Here is a 21441-nt window from a genome sequence, read left to right on the forward strand (position 1 = left end):
TTGGTTTATCTAGTATAAGTGTATGCCTAAGCAGTGAATAAATCAACTGTACGAGGGCATGAAAGCCCTCTTTCGAAGAGATTTCTAATTTTTGTTAGGCATTTTCTTAAAATAGCCTTCCTTATTAACTTGACGGGCTCGAGCAATGGCCAAGGCATCTTCAGGAACATCATCAGTAATTGTTGAACCGGCTGCCACATAGGTATTTGCATCAATTTTAACAGGTGCGATCAGGTTCGTATTGCAGCCAATAAAGGAATTATCGCCTACTTCGATATGGTGTTTCTTTTCCCCATCGTAATTGACGAATACTGTTCCACATCCGAGATTGATATTTTCTCCAAGCGTGGCGTCACCAACATAGGTCAGATGACCGACTTTCGTGTTTCTTCCAAGTGTCGCCTTTTTAATTTCAACAAAGTTCCCAATATGTGCATGTTCTTTGACGACGGAATCTGGTCTCAAGTGACTGTTCGGCCCAATATTACTCTGATTCTCCATTACTGAAGATTCAATCATTGAGCTCTTCACATGAACGCCGTTTCCAATCTGACTGTCTTCAATAATCGAATGGGCTCCGATGATACAGTCTTCGCCGATGGAAGTCTGTCCTTTAAGATAAACACCAGGCTCTACAAGCGTGTCCTGACCAATCACCACGTCACTTTCGATATAAGTCTGTTCCGGATCTATAAAGGTCACGCCATTACGCATGTGTTTTTCGTTAATTCTTTTCTTCATCAGCTTGCTGGCTTGAGCTAACGCTATACGGTCATTGACTCCCAGAGCATCTTCCTTGTTCTCAAGCTGGAATGCAGAAATCAGTTCATTCTGGTTTTTGAGGATTTCCATTACATCCGGCAGATAATATTCGCCTTGGGAATTGTTGTTGTCTACTTTTTCAAGTGCAGCAAATAAAGCTTTGTTGTCGAAACAGTAGGTCCCTGTATTGATCTCCTGGACAGCTTGCTCCGCTTCTGATGCATCTTTCTGTTCAACGATCTTAGTGACTGATCCATCTTCAGATCTGATCACGCGACCATAGCCGAACGGATCATCCGCGTGAGCGGTAAGGACGGTAGCCTTCGCATTTACTTCTTCATGATGAGCCATCAGCCCTTCAAGTGTCTCTTTAGTCAGAAGAGGTGTATCTCCACAGATAACCAGTGTCGTTCCTTCTTCATTTTTCAGGATCGGGGCAGCCTGTTCCACTGCATGAGCTGTTCCCAGCTGTTCTTCCTGAAGGACATAGTCACTCTTATCACCTAAATAGTCCTGAACGGTTTCAGCACCGACACCAGTAACTGTGACGATTTTATCCATTCGAGCGCCAAGTGCCTGATCGACTACATGGCCGACCATAGGTTTCCCCATTACCGGGTGCATCACTTTGTAAAGTTTGGATTTCATTCGCGTTCCCTGTCCAGCTGCAAGTACTACTGCAAATCGTTTAGTCATTAGTTTCTCCTCATCAATTTTATTTATTATTCTCGTTGATTGATCATTAAGTACGTCCAAATGGGCATACAAAACCTCTTTACATCATACTTTATGACTAACCTGTTTTCAAGTTTCATAAGGTGTATTGTTTGTCGTATTTATTACAGTTTCCTATAATTAAGTTAGATTATAAATAATGAAAGCTTAAAAACAGATGGTTCTATTTCCGCCATCTTCAGGAAGGAAGAGTTGAATGGATAAAGATTTTACCGTTATAGGCAGTTACCCCACTGAAAGAGAAGCTGAGCAGGTCGTCCGTCGCCTGTTGGACGAAGGTACAGATAGAGACGATATAACTATTTTCACTAATAAAGATAAAGGAGATCAGCTTCGCAATCCGGATAATGTGGATGTAGCCAATCCTGATGTCAACGGAACTGATGAAGATCATGACAACGACAAGAGTTTCTGGGAATCACTGAAAGATGCCTTTTCAGTAAGAGACGATGAGTATTACGATGATTCAAATTATGTGCAGGAAGATGACACGCTTCACATGTATCGGGATGACCTGAAGAAAGGTCATTTAGTTGTCGCAGTCGATCATTCTGACGACAAGGATAATACAGATAATGTTGACCACCCGACTTCCTCTTCTGCTACACATGCCGGAGATCCGGATCTAGAAACCCTAGGCACGACAGCCGGCTTTCCTAATGAAGGAAGCGTTCAGGGAATGGGTGACGGCGGTCAGCCGCCAATGGAACCTAAAACGACTGATGGAACCCCTCCAGAGCTGGAAGACACACACGGAGAAGCAGATGTGGACGATTCTACAGAAGATCGTCTTCGTCAGACACGCAAAGAAGACCTCGACTCTTAAACTGAAGATTTTTGATTATGCAGAAAAGCCTGCCGGAGATGGCAGGCTTTTTCTTTTTGTCATATATTCAATTACCCGCTCAGACTGAGAAAGACGCTGAGTGGGTAATAATACCTCATTTATTGACCACTCAACATGATACTGTCCCTCAGTGGGCGATAATACCTCATTTATTGACCACTCAACTTGATACTGTCCCTCAGTGGGCGGTAATACCTCATTTATTGACCACTCAACTCAAGATAGTCCCTCAACGGGTATTAGTCACTAATTTATCCAGTAATGATGATCGCCGCAGCTTATTCGATAGAGAAGTTTCCAGGAGATACTTCGATCGTGCGGTCCTGGGTATTGACCTTATCCACTTTGATCAGTGAGGTGTAGTCTTTTACTGAGCGCTCCCCATTGAATATGTTTTCGGCAATAACAGTTGCCCCGACTACTTCAGAATTGAATTCTTCAATCAGGCTGATCATGCCGTTGACCGTCCCCCCGCCTTTCAGGAAATCGTCTACGATCAGTACTTTTGAGCCCATGTCCAGACTTCTTCTGGACAGCTCCATTTTTTCCACTCTATCAGAAGAAGATCCGGATACATAGTTGATACTCACGGTGGATCCTTCTGTCACCTTAGAGTCTCTTCTTACAATGACGAATGGCACATTCAGATAAAAGGCCACAGACTGAGCAATCGGCACACCCTTAGTTGCTACAGTCATCACGCTGTCCACTTGTTTATCCATATACTGTGAAGCAATAACTCGTCCGATGCGTCTAAGCCATTTGGGATCGCCCAGCATATCAGACAGATAGACGTATCCACCTGGAAGCAGGCGCTTGGAATAATTCAGTTCTTCACACAAATCGCGGATGAACAACTCAACATCTTCTGCCTTCATTTTTGGAATATATTTGACGCCTCCAGCTGCTCCGGGCAATGTCTCAAGGAAGCCGATCCCTCTCTTGGCAAATGTTTCTTTTACAATGGTCAGGTCTTCACTAATACTTGATTTGGCAGACTCATACCGTTTTGAAAACAGGGTCAGCGGAATCAGAGTGTGAGGATGTTCGATCAGATAATGTGTAATATCAATTAGTCTTTCACTTCGTTTTACTTTCATTTCTACTTTCACCTCATTATGTAACGTACATTATATTCTATTACTGACCATTCTACCTCTTTTATTCGGAAATTCATAGGTTTTTTATTGCTTTTAATAATAAACGTTCGTCTATTATGATTTTTTTCGTCAGCATCGGTTATTTATTCTTGAAAAAAAAAGAAAAGAGACCCGTCTGCTGAGGGTCTCTTCACTAAAACTGTTATTTGGTTTCGATTTCGACAAGCAGATCGTTCGACTGGATCTGATCGCCTTCTTTAACAAATAAGCGCTCAACTCGTCCGGCAATTGACGAACGGATCGTCGTTTCCATTTTCATTGCCTCAGTAATGACGATTGGTGCACCTTTTTCAACTTTGTCGCCACGCTTGACCAGAACCTGAAGAACAGACCCGGGCATCGTTGCACCAATGTGTCCTTTATTGGATGGTTCAGCTTTCTTCCTCACCGCTTTGGTAGTCGTTACACTCTTGTCCTGAATCTCGATCTGACGGCCCTGGCCGTTCAGTTCAAAGTAAAGGGTACGGTTACCTTCCAGATCAGGATCACCAATCTGATTCAACTTGATGATCAGTGTTTTCCCTTTTTCAAGGGTCACTTCGATCTGTTCACCCATACGCATGCCGTAGAAGAAGGTCGGTGTATCGAACTTATTCACTTCGCCATACATGTTGTAGAAGAAGGTATAATCCAGGAAGACCTGTGGATACATGATATAACTGATGACCTCTTCCATGCTCGGTTCTCTGTCCAGATGTTCAGCCAGTTCAGCCTTGACCTTCTCGAAATCAAGCGGCTGCTTGTATTCTCCTGGTCTTTTCTCAAGAGGTTTGTCTCCCTTAAGAACGATTTCCTGAAGACGTTTCGGGAATCCCCCTTCAGGTCTTCCTAGCTCACCTTTAAAGAAGCTGACAACTGATTTAGGAAAATCAATATCCTCTCCTTTATCATAAATGTCCTGCTCAGTCAGATCATTCTGAATCATGAACAGAGCCATGTCCCCGACCACTTTGGAGGATGGTGTTACTTTGACGATGTCTCCAAACATGTGGTTAACGACAGTATAAGCGGCTTTGATATCATCCCAGCGGTCCTCAAGTCCGACGCCTTTAGCCTGTTGTTTCAGGTTGGTATACTGTCCACCCGGCATCTGGTGAGTGTAAACTTCAGTAGATGCTGCCGGCATGCCTTCTTCAAAATCAGCATAATATTTACGCGTATCTTCCCAGTACCGGTTCAGCTGCTCTACATTCTGTATATTGAAATTAGGCGCATGGAAGGTCCCTTCCAGTGCATAGTACAGACTGCTCATACTCGGCTGACTGGTTTTTCCACTTAATGCACTCTGAGCGACATCGACAACATCAACACCGGCACGGATGGCCGCACCATAGGTATAAACCCCATTCCCACTCGTGTCATGCATATGCAGATGAATCGGAATCTTCACAGTATTTTTCAGCTCACCGATCAGACGGTAGGCAGCATGCGGTTTAAGCAGTCCGGCCATATCTTTAATGGCAAGGATATGTGCCCCCATTGCTTCCAGTTCTTTAGCCATACGCTTGTAGTAATCCATCGTATACTTGGTCTGAGACGGATCGTTCAAGTCACCCGTGTAGCAGATGGCTGTTTCTGCGATCTTGTTCTCATCCCTGACATACTGAATGCTTTTTTCCATCTGAGGAAGCCAGTTCAGGCTGTCAAAAATTCTAAATACATCTATTCCATTGGCTGCGGCCAGACGGATGAACTCCTGAAGCACATTATCCGGCAGATTTTCATACCCAACGCCGTTCGATCCTCTGAAGAGCATCTGGAATAAAGTGTTCGGCATTTTCTGACGGAGTTTTCTCAGACGCTCCCATGGGTCTTCAGTCAGGAAGCGGTAAGACACATCAAATGTAGCGCCCCCCCACATTTCCAGAGAGAAGAGTTCAGGTATCGCCTGTTCCGTCTGTTCAGCTATTGCCAGCATGTCTTTAGAACGCATGCGTGTTGCCAGCAGACTCTGGTGGGCATCTCTGAACGTCGTATCTGTCATCAGGACTGAGTTCTGTTCTTTAAGCCACTGGGCCACTGCTTCAGGACCATCTGAATCAAGAATATGTTTAGGATAGACGATATCTTCAGAAGGAAGGATCAGTTTCTCCGGCATTCTTGGCTTTTTATAAGCTTTTTTCTCTACTTTCCCGATTCCCGGGAAGCCATTGACCGTTACATTTCCGATATACTGTAGAGATTTATTCCCTCTGTCTCTCAGCTTTGAATACTCGAAAAGTTCCGGTGTTTCATCAATAAATCGTGTCGTCGCTTTCCCTGAAGAAAACTCAGGGTGCTTGAGTACGTTGATCAGGAAGGGAATATTAGTTTTTACGCCTCGAATTCTGAATTCGATCAGAGACCGTGTCATTTTCTGAACAGCTTTTTCATAGTCCATTGCCTGAACAGACAGTTTAACTAAAAGTGAATCGAAAAATGGAGTAACGACTGACCCCTGGAAGCCATTCCCTGCATCCAGTCGGATACCAAATCCACCCGGTGAGCGGTACGTATTGATTTTCCCAGTATCAGGAAGGAAATTATTTACTGGATCTTCAGTTGTGATCCGGCACTGAATTGCTGCACCGTTCAGTCGGATATCTTCCTGATGAGGCAGTCCGACTTCTTCAAACAGATTTTTTCCTTGAGCGATCAGAATCTGACTCTGTACGATATCGATTCCGGTGACCATTTCAGTGATCGTGTGCTCAACTTGCACACGGGGGTTTACTTCAATAAAGAAAAATTCATCGTTTTCAAGCAGAAACTCCACTGTCCCTGCGTTGACATAGTCGACATGCTTCATAAGTTTGACCGCTGTCTGGCATAGCTCTTCTCTCACTGAAGGAGACAGGTCTACACATGGAGCTACTTCAACTACTTTCTGGTGACGTCTCTGAACAGAACAGTCTCGTTCATACAAATGGACAATATTCCCATGACTGTCACCTAGGATTTGAACTTCGATATGTTTGGGGTTTGAAATATAGCGTTCGACATAAATGTCATCACGACCAAATGCCGCTTTCGCCTCACTTCTTGCCCGTTCAAATCCTTCTTCAGCTTCATTCTCGTCGTGGGCTACACGCATACCGCGTCCCCCACCACCTAAAGCAGCTTTCATCATGATCGGGTATCCGAATGTGCGACCGAATGCCTTGACCTCATCAACACTGTTGACCGGACCGTCTGTTCCTGGAATAGTAGGAATGCCTGCTTCTTTAGCTACTTCCTTAGCTTTCAGTTTATCTCCAAAAACATCCAGATGACGCGCTTCGGGACCGATGAAAATGATCCCTTCCTCTTCACAGCGTTCTGCAAAGCCCAGATTTTCAGATAAAAATCCGTATCCTGGATGAATCGCTTCAGCACCCGAATCTTTAGCAATGGCGATAATGCTTTCAATGTCCAAGTACGCATCGATGGGCTTCTTTCCTTCTCCCACCAGGTATGCTTCATCTGCTTTAAACCGGTGAACGCTCGCTTCGTCTTCCTGAGCATATATAGCGACCGTTGAAATACTTAATTCATGCAGGGCTCTAAATATTCGGATAGCAATTTCGCCCCTGTTGGCGACCAATACTTTCTTCATTAAGTCTTCACCTCAACCTTATCTGATTTGACTATTTATCATTCTATTTTAACCTTACTCTCTATTTTACCAGAGATTGGCTCCATAAGAAAAAACTATTTTTCATTGTGTCAGAAATCAAAAAGGAATGCCATCGAAAGGCATTCCATTCCAGCTCGCTATACTTCAGAATATGTATTCAGTATATTATCACATTCCTGCCTTTTTCTTTTGCGCGATAAAGTTTGTCGTCAGCTGCTGAAGCCAGATCTTCAATCTAATCGACTGTTGATGGGTACTGGCTGATACCTACAGATATAGATGTAAATACTGTAGCAGACACACTGACTTCAAATGGTGTTACAGCCACACGCTTACGGCAACCTTCCATAAGGGTAATCACTTTTCCTAATGAGGCTGAAGGAAAGAGTGCCGCAAACTCTTCGCCACCTTTTCTGAAGACATAGGCGTCTTCTCCCAACATGTCTTCAAATAATTTAGCTAGTTCAACTAGAACAAAATCACCTGCTGTATGCCCATATTCGTCATTAAGTGACTTGAAATGATCGATATCGATCATGGCCATGGAAAGCGACGATCCCTGCTCTTTTACTTTTTGACTATAGCGGTCAATAATCTCATTATACGTCCTGACATTCTTCAATCCGGTCAGGAAATCGATCGATGATTCTATTTCATATTTTCTAAGTAAGTACTCAGACAAGCGAAGATAATTCATAAGAAAAATAGAAAACAGCCCGCCAGTAACCGACAGAATATAAAAGCCTATAAGGATCGGCGAGGTCCATGTTATTTCCTCCACATTAACGATGTACGTTGATGCATACAGAACGGTCGCCAGAATGATCATGCAGGTCCCTTTGAGTCTCAGGCTGTCCTTTTCTGTCCAGAGACGATTGATTAGCATCAGCCCCATCAGGAGGATAATACTGACCAGCAATGTACTCCAGGCTGATGCACTCACCCCGAAGAAAAATCGTGCCAGACCTATAATAACTGTAGTAACACCCGCTGCTTCTTTCCCGGAAAATAAGAACATCAGGATGACCGGGATAAATCTGAAATCGACAATCGTATCCTGAGAGAGAGCAACTGAAAAATGCATCAGGACGATACCCATTACGCCTCCCAGCAGCCCATCCAGCATACCAGTTAGTTTAAATGACTGTTTCCGCTGATTCCTGCTCCATCTGATTTTCATAAATATGAATAGAAGAGAGATGACTAAACTAAGATTGATAATCAAGTCTTCGAGAAGACTATACATATTTCCCTTCCTTTCAAGGCTGGTTGAGTGAACCGATCAGAAACTGACTCGATTTCTTCCAGCATTTTTTGATTCATACAATGCCGCATCTGCTTTTTCGATCATGCCTTTTGTCTCGTTAATTGTTTCAGGATAAACAGCTGCGCCAATCGAAATAGTCATCCTGATCGTTGTTTCTTCAGATAAACTGAAAGCAGTGTCTTCAACTGACTGTCTGATACGCTCGGCTAAAGACAGCGCTCCTGAGCGGTCATACCCGTTTAGGATAACTGTAAACTCTTCCCCGCCTTTTCTGAAGACGGTCCCTTCATTTCCAACAGCAGCTTCAATTATTCTGCTCATTTCGATAAGTACACTGTCACCTGAAGCATGCCCGTATGTATCATTTATTGACTTGAAGTGGTCGATGTCCAGCATTAAAAGAGCTAGCGACCCTTGTGTTCTTTTCACCTTCTCACTAGTCATAAGCCATAGTTCATCGAATCGTCTGACATTATAGAGTCCAGTAAGAAAATCTCTGCTTGATTCAGTTTCGTATTTAGAAAAAAGGTATTCAGATTTTTTCAGGTAATCAACTAAAAAAATAGCTGATACTCCGCCAAGTGTTGAAATGAGCCAGTAAGTCACGGCTAGCGGACCGACCACACTAAGATCAGCAACCAGTACAGCCAGAAAATATGTGACGACCGCGTTAGAAAAAAACGTCAATGTCAGAGCTTTTGTCATAAGATCCCCATGATGAGCCAGCAGCTTCTCGATTATAGAGTACCCAATAAACAGAATCAGTATCATGAAGATGGAGTAGACAGCAGACCGGTTCACACTGATCAGAAATCGGCTGCTTATGATGAGCACGCTACTGATACTAGCCGGTGTTTTGCCAACGAAGAGGATCAGCAGCATAATGGGAACGTACCTTAGATCCAGTATTGTTTCATCAGTGACTTGGATAGAGAAAATCATCAGAATGTAGCCCATAAGTCCGCCGCTGAGTCCATCGATCAGGACTCCTTTTAAAGAATAGGCATCTTCATAAGCACTTCGCCATCTTAATTTCATATACAAAAAAACCAAAGTCACAACAATACAGATATTTATAAATAAATCGGCTGCCATTTTTCTTCTCCATTCGTCCGCTGTCTGAAAACAGAATACTTTAATATGTAAACAATCAATACCATTCTATCATCCATATCCGGCTGAATCTCGGGCAGTTCGGATAATTTTATGACATTATTCGCACAAAGACCCTCAACCAAGGAAGGAAACACCTGTCCTTGGTTGAGGGTCACTTTTTATCCTGATAATTAATCAGTATCACCAGTAATATTCCTGCGACGGGTCAGTCGTTCATATTGGGAGGCCGAAAACAGTTTCTTTACAGCAGTGGTCAACCCAAAGATGAAAATGAAGATCAGAGTGATCGAGGCGCCCGGTGGTGTACCGTATTGATACGAGGCGGTCAAACCACTCAGCATTCCGATAACTGCGATACCTATTCCGATAAGGATAACACCATTAAAACTCTTGCTTAAACGCATAGATATCGCAGCCGGAAGAACAATGATCGCAGACACAAGCAAGGCCCCTACAATCGGCATGATGACAGCTATCGTCACACCGGTCAGCACGTTGAACAGAATCGACATGCGCTTGATCGGAAGACCGGCTGTAAATGCTGTATCTTCATCGAACGTCAGAATATACATTGGCTTTCTGAAGACGATGTATAAGATTCCGATCGCAAGGGTCAAGGCAAGTAGTAGCCAGATCTGCTGCTGACTTATCGTAACTATGGAGCCGAATAAGAACTGATTGATATTCAGTGATCCTCCGCCTTCATTTAGACCGAGAAGGACCAAAGCGACTGCCATCCCTCCGGACATCAGCATCGCCACGGATATTTCAGAATACGTCCGGTAGATCATTCGAAGGTACTCAAGTAAGATGGCTACTCCTATCACTACAATAATATTAGTCCATGTCGGGTCGGTGCCTAAAAGCATCCCGAGTGCCACCCCGGCAAGCGATACATGCGAGAGGGTATCCGCCATTAGTGACTGTCTTCTCAAAATCAGAAAAAGCCCGAGAACCGGTGCGATCAGTGAGATGAGGAATGATGCCTGGAAGGCTCTTTGCATGAATCCATAGAAAAACATCTCCAAGGGGAATCCTCCTTCCGTATCAGTTCGATATGTTTATTTGCGTATTGACGAAGCTCTTCATGATCATGCGTCACCATCAATATGCCTTTTCCGTGATCCTGACTGTTATGCTTGAGCAGGCGGTAAAATTCTTCACGAGAATGGCTGTCCATACCTGTGGTCGGTTCATCCAGCACAAAGAGATCAGGGTCCGTTGCAAATACACGAGCGATCGAAATGCGCTGCTTCTGACCCCCGGACAGTTCACCTATTTTCTTGTGACGCATATCCCACATACCTACAGATTCCAGAGAGCGTCTGACGTGTTCCTTATCTTCTTTATCCAGTTTTTTGAACCAGCGTCCTCTAGGGTATCTCCCTGACTGAACGAGTTCGAGAACAGTACTTGGAAAGCCTGCATTGAATGAAGAAACCTGCTGAGGAACATAGCCAACAACGAGTTTTTCATCCCATCTATTCGTTCTGGATAAAGTTACGCTTCCTTTTGACGGTTTGAGAAGCCCCAGGATATTACGTAACAATGTTGTTTTTGCTGCCCCGTTTTCACCAGTCAGCATGACAAAATCACCGGAGTTCACCTCAAAAGAGATATTTTCCAGGACGGGTTCATCTTCATAATGGAAAGCAAGGTCATCGACTGTAATGTATTGCATAAATTATCGACCTTTCTTAGATAGATTCGCTCTTAAGTATAGCATTTTATCCAGCATTTTTCAGCTGAATCTATGAAAGCAGAAGACGAGGTGTGCCATTTGAGACTGCGCACACCTCGCTGAAAAATTTAATTAATGGACTGTTTCAGTGCTTCCAGATTTTCTCTCATCGCTTCTACATATCCAAGACCTTCAGCTTGCAGTTCATCTGACAAAGTTTCCAGATCATGGAGTACAGCGGTTTCTGTACCTGTCTCATTTGCGACTGTCTGGGCAATCGCTGAATTTGCTCCCTGCTGATAGTAAATGACCGGCACATCGTGTTCATTCACCAACTGATTGATTTCGGCTATTCTTGAAGGACTCGGCTCCACTTCTGTGGACAGCCCGCCGATTGCTATCTGATCCAGATCATATCTGCTCGCAATATAGCCAAAAGCCTGATGCTGTACGACAAAGGTTCTATTTTCTGCATCTTCGAAAGCTTCCAGATAATCTTCATGAAGTGCTGAGAGCTCATTGATGAACTGGTCTGCATTTTCCTGATAGTTCTCTGCATTCGCCGGATCTGCTTCAATCAGTGCTTCCATGATAAGCAGGACCTGGTCTTGAGCAAGGACAGGATCAAGCCAGATGTGAGGATCTTCTTCTTCATGGTCATCTATGTGTACATGAGCGACTTCTGATTGTGCCAGTTCGTTTCCATTGCCATCAGTTGCCACGGCCTGCACCAGAATATCTTCCTGTTCAATCTGATACTCGAATCGGTCAGATGTCAGATTGTCGATCTGTTCCCATTCACCTTCTGTTTCCGATACATACCATTCCCAGTCTTCTGCCTGTTCATACTGAGCCAGCAAAGTAACGGTATCTCCACTGTGGTAATGGCCGGCCAGACCTAACAACTGGACTTCTTCCGGAAGTTCAGTGACTGAAGCAGCTGAGAGATCTGTTTCATTTCCGTTTGATGCGGGTGAGTCGTAATGACTTTCCGTTCCCAGGCCATCAGCTGTACGGACTACTTCCAGTTCTTCATTTTCTATTGTATTCAGTAGACTCGGTACCCAGAATTCCATTTCCTCACTTGTATAAATGAACAGATCTGCATTGTTGATTCCTGCAATATCCCGAGCACTGGGCTCGTAACTGTGGGGATCTGACCCACCATCTACCATAAGAGAAATATCTGCATGTTCACCAGCCACCTGCTGGGCAAATTCGTATACAGGATAAAAAGAAGTGACAATTGACAAAGTTTCATCTGATATATCTTCAGAATTTTCAGCTGCACATGCACTTAAACCCACAATCATGAGAATAAGAGGCAGCAGCACGTATATTTTTTTATTGATCATCGTTAACTCCTTGTGGTTGTAAATCGTAATCATTACGGTGAATAAAGTATCATGAGTATACATACTCTGTCAAATTATAATTTCATAAGAGAAGGCAGCCGAATAGATCAGCTGCCTTCATTTTTCAATTAATGATTGTCCACTTCAAGCTCAACAGGTTCAGATTGTGCGTATGGTGCATGAGCATCATCATAGAGAACTGCTCGAACGTCTACTGTCGCATCAGGAGCTTCCATAATCAGGTCTTGAGAATGCTGACCGGAAATCAGTTCCCACTCATCAGCATCATCTTCCCGGCTGTACCAGTGCCAGTCATCGTAATCTGTCTCTTCTGACATGACAGCAGTCAGTTCAACCAATTCTCCAGTATGGTAATGATCGGCCATTCCTTCGATTGTTATCAGCTCTGCAACTTCTGCATCGGCTTCATCATGATCATCGTGCTCTTCTTCATCTTGTGCATCCATATCTGCTGTTTCTTCAGTTTCTGTGTCTTCATCACTGTCTTCTTCAGTTTCAGCTTCATCAGCAAGCTCGTCTTCGGTTTCCTCTTCTTCAGCCACATCAGTTGTGTTTTCTTCTACACCTTCATTATCTGCTGTATCACAAGCTGCTAAGTATAGACTCATTAGTGCAATTCCAGAAAGTTTCACCCATTTATTCAACACATTTATTCCTCCTATTTAAGTAAATCGTAACTGTTACGTTTTACATTTAACCATGTGGGACACTTGATGTCAACCACCTTTTTATAAAAACTTTTATTACACCTCGCACTTAACAGACAAATTTCCATGATCACGGAGGATTCAAGGTGGGTATTGGAATTACTTCAGGCATAAGAAAAGAGCTGCTTTTCTGTGCAGCTCTTTCTTTTTCCAGTCACTTAGTTTTTTGGGCAGGGTAAAGAGTCCAGTCTGAATTTTCTTTTAATAATATAGGGCTGTATACCATAGTCTAAATGCTTAACTAGTCTCATTTGAGTCATGAGACTAGAGGGACAGCAACATGAATTTTTAACTGATCGTACGTACTAAGTACACTTCCTCGCAGAACCCTTTAAGGCCATTGACTATTCGGCGCGCTTTGGACAAATTTTGTGTCAGCCCATAAACAGTCGGACCTGTTCCGCTCATCAAGGCAGTATCTGCACCAAAACTGCTCATCTTTTCTTTGATTTCCTTTATCATAGGATTTTGTGTGACAGCTTTCTCTTCCAGTGCATTACCAGTTGCTTTGATGATACGCTGATAATCTGACTGGATTACTGCTTCTTTCATTTCTTTTACATCAAAAACAGGCAGAGATTCAACATCAAGGTCTTTAAAGACTGTCCAGCTGGATATCCCTTTTGGCGGCTTGACAATGATCACCCAGGCATGGGGAAAAGAAGGAACGGGTTCAACTTTTTCGCCTTTCCCAGTGACATAAGCAGTCTGACCATACACACAGAAAGGAACATCCGACCCGATCTGCTCCCCCAGTTCAGCCAGTTCATCGAGAGTCAAGTCAAGTTCCCATAATCGATTGAGTGCCCTTAAAGTGGCTGCAGCATCAGTACTGCCTCCCCCGAGACCGGCTGCAATCGGTATATGTTTATCAATGAACATATCTGCACCATATCTGACCCCATATGTGCGCTTCAGAAGAAGGGCAGTTTTGTATACTATATTTTTTTCATTAAGCGGCATAAATGAACTGGAAGAATCCAGAGTGATAGCCTCTTCAGTCAGCTTGAATGTCAATCTGTCCGCAAGATCTACAGGTGTCATGACCATTTCCATCTCATGAAAGCCATCTGGTCGTTTACTCAAGACATTCAGACAGACATTGATTTTAGCAGGGGCTTTTTCATACTCTTCCATTACATCCCTCCTCATGCAAATCTGATTCTTTCTCTATTGTAGAACAGTCAGGCAATATTTTAAAAAGATAACCTTTACACTGAGGGAAGCTCATTACTCATGGCCTGTCTGAGGGCATAAAAAAAGTAGTATAATGTGACATTATACTACGATCTATTGCTAGTTTAAGATAACTTCTCTTTCATCTTCAAATTCCAGTTCGACTGAATGTGTCAGTACGTCCGTGTAGCTGTATGAGACGCGCTCGACCGCGTTCTCGTCCTGATCGAGTTCTACAACAAAAACCGCAGGGTACGTATCAGTTAAAATTCCTTTGCGTTCTGTCGTCTTCTTTCTTCCCGCCTGGGCAATCAGTGTAATTTCTTTTCCAATGTGACTGTCCAAGTTTTTCTTGATGCTAGCTAAAGTAGTTGGCATAATCGACTCACCTCACAAAGTATTAACTATACTATAACACAAAAAGACGAAAATTGTAAGGATTCTTTGAAAATAAAGATAGGATTCCCTTGAATCATTAAAAGAAAATGAGTGTAGGAAACCCTATATTTTAAAGTTTTTTTACTGTTTCCCGTGAATTAATTACTAAAAAATCATGAGAAGGCCAATTGAAAATGTTCGGCTTTACTGCTCGTTCTCTATATCCTGTAAAGACAGAAGTCTGGAAAAAGCACTGGACTTTTTCATCTGATACGCGAGAATCACTCCGGCAATGGTTCCGATCAGTGCACTGATGAAAAAAACCGGAACGAATCCGAACAATGCAGCTTCTGCATCAAGAAACAGTCTCGCGACAGGATAACTCGCCAATGCACCTAAAACACCTGTACCGACCAGTTCACCAGCCCCTAAAAGATAAAACTTCTTCCCTTTTCTGTACAGGTAGCCTGACAGAAACGCTCCGATCATGCTGCCTGGAAAAGCAAGCAGTGAACCTGTCCCTGTTATGTTTCTCAATACAGAAACGCCAAATGCCTGTGCGAGACTGTACCAGGGCCCCAGAAGAAAACTGACTATAATATTCATAAAATGCTGAAATGGTGCGGCTCTGACGAATCCCAGAGGAATGATAATCAGACTTCCTCCAATATAGCCGATTGCAATGCATAGTGCAGTAAAAACTAGTGCCAGCGTACGTTTGTTCATTTTCATTCTTCCTTTCTTTATCTGCACAAAAAAAACACTTCCCTTAACTGGATGCATTAAGGCGGAAGTGTAGATAGGCAGAATGAAAAAGCGGTCTGTCAGTATTGACAATGGTCTTGGCCGAAACGGTCCCGAGCCCCATACTTTTTCATACTTCACCCATTCCCTCCGCTGGTATCATCCAGTTCAGGTAACGACAGATCAGTACGATCTGTTAGGGATAAGGCTTATTCGCCACTTTCAGAACTACTCACGGAATGCTGTCCGCCAAGAACTCTCCCAGGGTCAATGTATTTAATTGTGTAATAAGTTATTCCCTGTTAAGGGTACTATTTTTTATCCTCGAATACAAGATTCAAGTCAGACAAGGCATTTGCCAGTAGGGCAAACTCATCTATGTTGAGCGTCTCGCCTCTTCGCTTTGGATCGATTTCAGCTTGTTCGAGAGCCTTAGCAAGAACTTCTTTCGTATGCTCATCTTTTCCTAAAACACTTGTCAGATTGTTCCATAATGTTTTTCTTCTCTGAACAAAAGCAGACCGGACGAGTCTAAAGAACAAGGTCTCGTCTTTCAATTCAGTAAGCCTTGTCGATTTTTTAGTCAGCTTGATGATTGCCGACTCAACATTCGGCTGGGGCATGAAGACCGTTTTAGGGACCGTAAAGGCAATCTCTGCATCCATGTAGTATTGGACAGCTATTGAGAGCGACCCATAGGCTTTCGTACTTGGAGATGCCGATATGCGGCTGGCTACTTCTTTCTGCATCATCATAACCATACGGTCAATATGCATGCCTGCTTCCAGAAAACGCATAATGATCGGTGTTGTAATATAATATGGAAGGTTGGCTACGAGAACAACTTCTTCTGCCTCGCTCAGATACTCTGCTTCAAATGCCTTGAGATCCACTTTCAGAACATCTGAATGGATTATATCGATATTCTTATAAGCGGACAAGGTATCATCAAGGACGGGAATCAGCCGGTCATCGATTTCAAAAGCTATGACCTTTTTAGCTTTTTTTGCCAGTTGCTCGGTCAGCGCTCCGATTCCCGGACCGACTTCGATCACAGTTGTTTTCTTTGTGACCTCTCCAGTCTTGACAATTTTACCAAGGATATTCGTGTCCACAATGAAATTCTGTCCCAGGCTTTTTTTGGCGGATAGGTCATATTTGCTTAATATCTCTGCTGTTCTCACAGGAGTTGCTATTTCTCTATATTCATTCATGGGCTGATTCCTCTCTGATCTCTTCAAGTGCATCTGCTACTTCTTTCTCCGTAATCCCGAACATATTCAGTCGTTTTTCCAGCTGCTTTCCATTAGTATAGCCGATGCGCAGACGATTCCCCAATTTTTCTCTCAGCAGACGGGCATCTGATGTGCCGATAAGGTTCTGGCTGATCAGAAAAGACTTGGTTACTGTCGGGACGCTGTCGATTCTTTCTTCCACTACCTTGTCCAAAGCCTCTCTTATGGCGGGTACAGATGCATGTTCAATCCCTATGCTTTCACCAGTCTTCCCTTTCTTCCTTGCTTCATCTTTAGTAAGAAAGGCGTGTTTGACTCCAGGTATCTGTCGAGAAATAATTTTCCTGATCTGTTCCCCAGGACCGTCCGGGTCAGTAAAGACGATGACGCCACGTGTTTCATGCGCATGCTCAATCTGAGCTAGGGTCAGGTCGTTGATCGCCGATCCATTGGTTTCGATCGTGTCACATTCAACCGCCATTTTCAGGCGCTTTGTATCATCTCTGCCCTCAACAACTATAATTTCTTTTATTTTTTCCACTCGGCTACCCCTTCAGCTTGAATAAATCACGTGCATTCTCAGTGGTCAGTCGAGCAACTTCCTCAAAGGGTATCTGTCTCAATGAAGCTATTTCTTCTGCCACATACCGTACATATGCCGGTTCATTTCGCTTGCCTCTGTTCGGCATCGGAGCAAGATATGGGGCGTCCGTCTCAACAAGCAGTTTGTCTGCCGGGACATGCCGGGCGACCTCCTTGACTTCCGGTGCATTTTTAAAGGTGACGACTCCACTCAAAGAGATGTGCATACCGATATCAAGAAATTTTTCCATCCAGTAGGTATCCAAATTGAAGCTATGCATAATTCCGCCAGTATCACCGGCATGTTCCTCTTTCAACACCTTATACGTATCTTCAGTCGCTTCACGGTTATGGATACTGATCGGTAGATTCAGCTCTTTTGCCACACGGACCTGACGACGAAACACATCCTGCTGAACGGATTTAGGCGCTGTGTCCCAATAGTAATCCAGACCCATTTCACCCATGGCTACAACGGTCTCATCCGACAGTCTGTCGATCAGATATGCTTCCACTTCATCGGAGTATGTCCCGGCCTCAGTAGGGTGCCAGCCAATAATGGCATAGAGCCTGTCATGCGTATGAGTCAGTTCCAGGGCTTTATCGATCGTCGGATAATCGAATCCGACAATCGCCATCTGGTCTACCCCGTTTTCATGGGCTCTTTTTATTATCTCGTTTTCTTCACCTTTAAATTTATCTACATTAATGTGTGTATGTGTATCAAATAACATCTCATTTATCCTTCCTGTATGCTTCTTTGTCTGTCATCCTGTTCAGAATACACTATCCTCAAAAAAATTCCAATAAAGCAGGTTGATCACTCACCGCTTTACTGGAATTTTTGACTGTCAGATCAGGCTACGACAGAACCGTTCGGCATATGTGCCGGCGCATCGACAACAGTCAGGTTGCCTTTAGAATCTTCAGCTGACAGGATCATGCCCTGGCTGATTTCTCCACGCATCTTTCTTGGCTTCAAGTTGGCTACAATCACGACTTTTTTACCAATCAATTTGTCCGGTTCAGGATAAAACTCAGCAATGCCTGACAGAATCTGACGGTGTCCGCCTTCATCGCCTGCATCCAGCCTGAATTTCAGCAGCTTGTCTGCATTTTCAACTTTATCTACAGCAATGACTTCGGCTACTTTCAGCTCGACCTTATCGAAAACATCGTACTTGATTTCCTTTTCTTTTACAGAAGTAAGCTGAGTGTTTTCCGGGTCAAATGTCTCTTCTTCAGTTTCTACTGTGGCTTCCATCCAGCTTTTGATTTCTTCAACTTCACTTTCAACATCCAGACGAGGGAAGATCGGCTCTCCTTTAGAAACAACTTGTCTGCCTTCCGGGAAGTGTTCGAAATTCACTTTATCAAAAGTCAGGTCAGACTCGTCCAGTCCCAATTGGGTGGCAACAGATTTGGCTGTGTGCAGCAGGATCGGCTGAAGCAGGGTTGCCGTGACTCTTAAACTTTCCGCCAGGTGAGTCATGACACTTTCAAGCTGATCTTTCTTTTCTTCATCCTTTGCCAGAACCCAAGGTTGAGTCTCATCAATGTACTTATTCGTACGGGAAACAAGTTTCCATACAGACTGGAGAGCTGAGCTGAACTGCATCTGGTTCATATTCAGGTCATACTCATCTATCGTTTCCAGTGCCTGCAGTCTCAATTCACCGTCAAAGTCGGTGACATCACCTTTGTAAGCAGGAATATGGCCGTCAAAGTATTTATTCATCATGGCAATGGTCCGGTTGAGCAGGTTGCCCAAATCATTTGCAAGATCATAATTGATGCGGGACACAAAGTCTTCAGGAGTGAACACCCCGTCACTGCCGAAAGTCACTTCTCTCATCAGATAGTAACGGACCGCATCGACGCCATAACGCTCGACCAGTTTTTCTGGATAAATCACATTCCCTTTGGATTTGGACATCTTGCCGTCTTTCATAAGAAGCCAGCCATGACCAAATACTTGTTTCGGCAGAGGAAGATCCAGTGCCATCAGCAGGATCGGCCAGTAGATCGTATGAAATCGTACGATCTCCTTCCCGACCATATGCACGTCTGCAGGCCAGTATTTTCTGAACTGTTCCGGCTGGGCATCAAATCCGCCTAATTCCGGGTCATAGCCCAGAGCTGTAATATAGTTGGTCAGCGCATCGATCCACACATAAATGACGTGTTTGGGGTTCGAAGGAACAGGCACGCCCCAGTCGAAAGTCGTACGGGACACAGCCAGATCTTCAAGTCCCGGTTTGATGAAATTATTAATCATTTCCTTCTTACGTGATTCAGGTTGAATAAATTCAGGATGCTCCTCATAGTACTGAAGCAGACGGTCAGCATACTTGCTCATTCTGAAGAAGTAAGACTCTTCCTTGACCCATTCCACTTCGTGACCACTCGGCGCAATGCCTCCGGTGACATTCCCTTCAGCATCTTTAAAGACTTCCGTCAGCTGTGTTTCAGTGAAGAACTCTTCATCAGATACAGAATACCAGCCAGCGTAGTCCCCAAGGTAGATGTCCCCTTTTTCAAGAAGCTTCTCAAATATCTTTGCTACCACCGCTTTATGCTCCGGCTGTGTCGTACGGATAAACTGATCGTTTGAAATATCCAGTGTTTTCCACAGAGACTGGATGCTTTCTGCCATCTCGTCCACATACTCCTGTGGGGTCTGATTTCTCTCATTAGCTTTCTTTTCGATCTTCTGACCGTGTTCGTCCGTTCCTGTCAGGTAATACGTGTCGAATCCCTTTAAACGTTTAAAGCGGGCCAGCACATCACAGGCAATTGTTGTATAGGCATTACCTATATGAAGATTACCACTCGGGTAATAAATTGGTGTTGTTATATAAAAAGATTGTCGTTCAGACAAGTGAATGTCCTCCTTTAGAATTATCTTAGGCATCGTCAGGCCTCATGTATACTTGATTAGTATAGCACAGCTCATATCGCTGAAAAAGTTCAGGTTTAGATTAGACCGAAGTGTTTTAACCCTTTGGCTATTCCGTCCTGATCTACTGGTGCCGTTACATAATCTGCGGCCTTTTTTATTTCGTCCCATCCGTTGCCCATCGCAACTCCTGTATTGACATAATCCAGCATTTCCTTGTCATTCGGGCTGTCTCCGAATGCATAGGTATCTTTCTGATCGAGGTTGAGCTTCTCCAGAAACTTCTGAATTCCTACAGCTTTGGAAATCCCTTCACTGATAATATCAACCGTGTAGTGATTGGAACGTGCAAAGTGCAGCTCCGGAAATTCTTTACTGTAATGCTTCTCTTCATCCATGGATGTTTCCAGGATAACCTGATAGATCGGCTTACCTTCATATTCTTCTCGATTAGGCGGTTTTCTGATCAGACGCTTGAACAGCGACAGCTGGAGGTGTCCTGGTATGATCTTGCCCAGCCCTTTAAGAACTGTCCACACAGAACTTCTTTTAGCCAGAGAAACGATCGAGTTGCTGAAGATATCCTTCGCTCCACAGAGAATGATCCCGTTTTTGCGTTCCACTGCTTTCTCAGTCAGACGATCTACAGTCTCTTTCTGAATAGGATTATGAAAAATCACTTCCCCTTCATGCATGACAAGCTGACCGTTCATTGCAATATAGCTTTCGATGCCGAGCTCCTGTCTGATTTCTTCAATGAGAATCGGTGCCCGTCCTGTAGCAATCACAGGAATGACATCATTTTTTTTCAGCTGATCGATGGCTTTCTTTGCAGATTCAGGGATGGTATTACGTTTAGTCACTAATGTTCCGTCTATATCAAAAAATACGATTTTAGTCATCTGAGCCGCTCACTTTCCTTTCAACTTCCTTATTATTGTATCACGTATTGCTTTCTGTATGTATGATTATGGAAAGAAAAGCGGAACAAGTCCGCCCTGACACCTTCAAAAAATAGTGGGTGTGGCCCTGAATGAGCATCCTGCGCAATGGGTCCACCCATCTTTTTTTGAACGGTGTCAGACTTGTCCTTACAAGTTGTAGTGCTTTAGCTCGTACAACTATTGTTGAGATCGACCGAGTGCTAGCGAGTAGTGTAGCTAGACAGTATCAATTACTGT

18 protein-coding genes are annotated in these 21441 nt (G+C 43.7%); 1 reads left to right on the top strand and 17 read right to left on the bottom strand.

The window, feature by feature from the left end; all coding sequences use genetic code 11:
- Positions 1–84 precede the first annotated feature (84 nt).
- Complete coding sequence (glmU, locus tag BMX79_RS11200) at positions 85–1458, bottom strand: bifunctional UDP-N-acetylglucosamine diphosphorylase/glucosamine-1-phosphate N-acetyltransferase GlmU (protein ID WP_091482719.1); 1374 nt, start codon at positions 1456–1458, stop codon at positions 85–87.
- Positions 1459–1693: 235 nt separating this feature from the next.
- Here glmU and BMX79_RS11205 point away from each other — a divergent pair, with 235 nt between their 5' ends.
- Positions 1694–2323: a general stress protein gene (locus BMX79_RS11205; RefSeq protein ID WP_091482721.1), complete on the top strand. Its 630-nt coding sequence runs from the start codon at positions 1694–1696 to the stop codon at positions 2321–2323.
- Between the two features lie 299 nt (positions 2324–2622).
- Here the strand turns inward: BMX79_RS11205 and purR are convergent, their stop codons facing one another.
- The 16 genes from purR to BMX79_RS11290 all read right to left on the bottom strand — a co-directional run bounded on the left by purR (position 2623) and on the right by BMX79_RS11290 (position 21162).
- Complete coding sequence (gene purR, locus BMX79_RS11210) at positions 2623–3444, bottom strand: pur operon repressor (RefSeq protein WP_091482723.1); 822 nt, start codon at positions 3442–3444, stop codon at positions 2623–2625.
- Between the two features lie 202 nt (positions 3445–3646).
- Positions 3647–7078 carry a pyruvate carboxylase gene (locus BMX79_RS11215; protein WP_091482725.1) on the bottom strand — a complete coding sequence of 1144 codons (3432 nt, stop codon included), beginning with the start codon at positions 7076–7078 and terminating at the stop codon, positions 3647–3649.
- A gap of 256 nt (positions 7079–7334) precedes the next feature.
- On the bottom strand, positions 7335–8345 hold the full coding sequence (locus BMX79_RS11220) for a GGDEF domain-containing protein (RefSeq protein ID WP_091482727.1): 1011 nt from the start codon (positions 8343–8345) through the stop codon (positions 7335–7337).
- 36 nt (positions 8346–8381) lie between these two features.
- Entirely contained in the window at positions 8382–9461 is a 1080-nt protein-coding gene (locus BMX79_RS11225; protein ID WP_091482729.1) for a GGDEF domain-containing protein, read from the bottom strand.
- A 191-nt stretch (positions 9462–9652) separates the two neighbouring features.
- Entirely contained in the window at positions 9653–10510 is an 858-nt protein-coding gene (locus tag BMX79_RS11235; RefSeq protein ID WP_091482733.1) for a metal ABC transporter permease, read from the bottom strand.
- The gene (locus tag BMX79_RS11240; protein WP_091482735.1) at positions 10447–11163 is read right to left on the bottom strand and encodes a metal ABC transporter ATP-binding protein; all 717 of its coding nucleotides are present in this window, start codon (positions 11161–11163) and stop codon (positions 10447–10449) included. Before BMX79_RS11240 ends, BMX79_RS11235 begins: the two co-directional genes overlap by 64 nt.
- Positions 11164–11291: 128 nt before the next feature.
- Complete coding sequence (locus BMX79_RS11245; protein WP_091482737.1) at positions 11292–12518, bottom strand: metal ABC transporter solute-binding protein, Zn/Mn family; 1227 nt, start codon at positions 12516–12518, stop codon at positions 11292–11294.
- Between the two features lie 128 nt (positions 12519–12646).
- Positions 12647–13186, bottom strand: coding sequence for a hypothetical protein (locus tag BMX79_RS11250; RefSeq protein ID WP_091482740.1), 540 nt, complete (start codon positions 13184–13186; stop codon positions 12647–12649).
- 348 nt (positions 13187–13534) lie between these two features.
- Entirely contained in the window at positions 13535–14383 is an 849-nt protein-coding gene (gene ispE / locus BMX79_RS11255; protein ID WP_091482742.1) for a 4-(cytidine 5'-diphospho)-2-C-methyl-D-erythritol kinase, read from the bottom strand.
- A 159-nt stretch (positions 14384–14542) separates the two neighbouring features.
- Positions 14543–14800: a Veg family protein gene (locus BMX79_RS11260; protein ID WP_091265911.1), complete on the bottom strand. Its 258-nt coding sequence runs from the start codon at positions 14798–14800 to the stop codon at positions 14543–14545.
- 204 nt (positions 14801–15004) lie between these two features.
- Positions 15005–15526: an energy coupling factor transporter S component ThiW gene (gene thiW / locus BMX79_RS11265; protein WP_091482772.1), complete on the bottom strand. Its 522-nt coding sequence runs from the start codon at positions 15524–15526 to the stop codon at positions 15005–15007.
- Between the two features lie 329 nt (positions 15527–15855).
- Positions 15856–16758: a 16S rRNA (adenine(1518)-N(6)/adenine(1519)-N(6))-dimethyltransferase RsmA gene (rsmA, locus tag BMX79_RS11270; protein WP_091482744.1), complete on the bottom strand. Its 903-nt coding sequence runs from the start codon at positions 16756–16758 to the stop codon at positions 15856–15858.
- Positions 16751–17320: a ribonuclease M5 gene (gene rnmV / locus BMX79_RS11275; protein ID WP_091482746.1), complete on the bottom strand. Its 570-nt coding sequence runs from the start codon at positions 17318–17320 to the stop codon at positions 16751–16753. The genes rsmA and rnmV overlap by 8 nt, the downstream gene beginning before the upstream one ends.
- A 4-nt stretch (positions 17321–17324) precedes the next feature.
- The gene (locus tag BMX79_RS11280) at positions 17325–18095 is read right to left on the bottom strand and encodes a TatD family hydrolase (RefSeq protein ID WP_091482748.1); all 771 of its coding nucleotides are present in this window, start codon (positions 18093–18095) and stop codon (positions 17325–17327) included.
- 122 nt (positions 18096–18217) lie between these two features.
- Positions 18218–20242, bottom strand: coding sequence for a methionine--tRNA ligase (gene metG / locus BMX79_RS11285; protein WP_091482750.1), 2025 nt, complete (start codon positions 20240–20242; stop codon positions 18218–18220).
- A 95-nt stretch (positions 20243–20337) separates the two neighbouring features.
- Positions 20338–21162, bottom strand: coding sequence for a Cof-type HAD-IIB family hydrolase (locus tag BMX79_RS11290; protein WP_091482752.1), 825 nt, complete (start codon positions 21160–21162; stop codon positions 20338–20340).
- Positions 21163–21441 lie beyond the last annotated feature (279 nt).

Source organism: Alkalibacterium pelagium, assembly GCF_900109325.1.
Taxonomy (GTDB): Bacteria; Bacillota; Bacilli; order Lactobacillales; family Carnobacteriaceae_A; genus Alkalibacterium; species Alkalibacterium pelagium.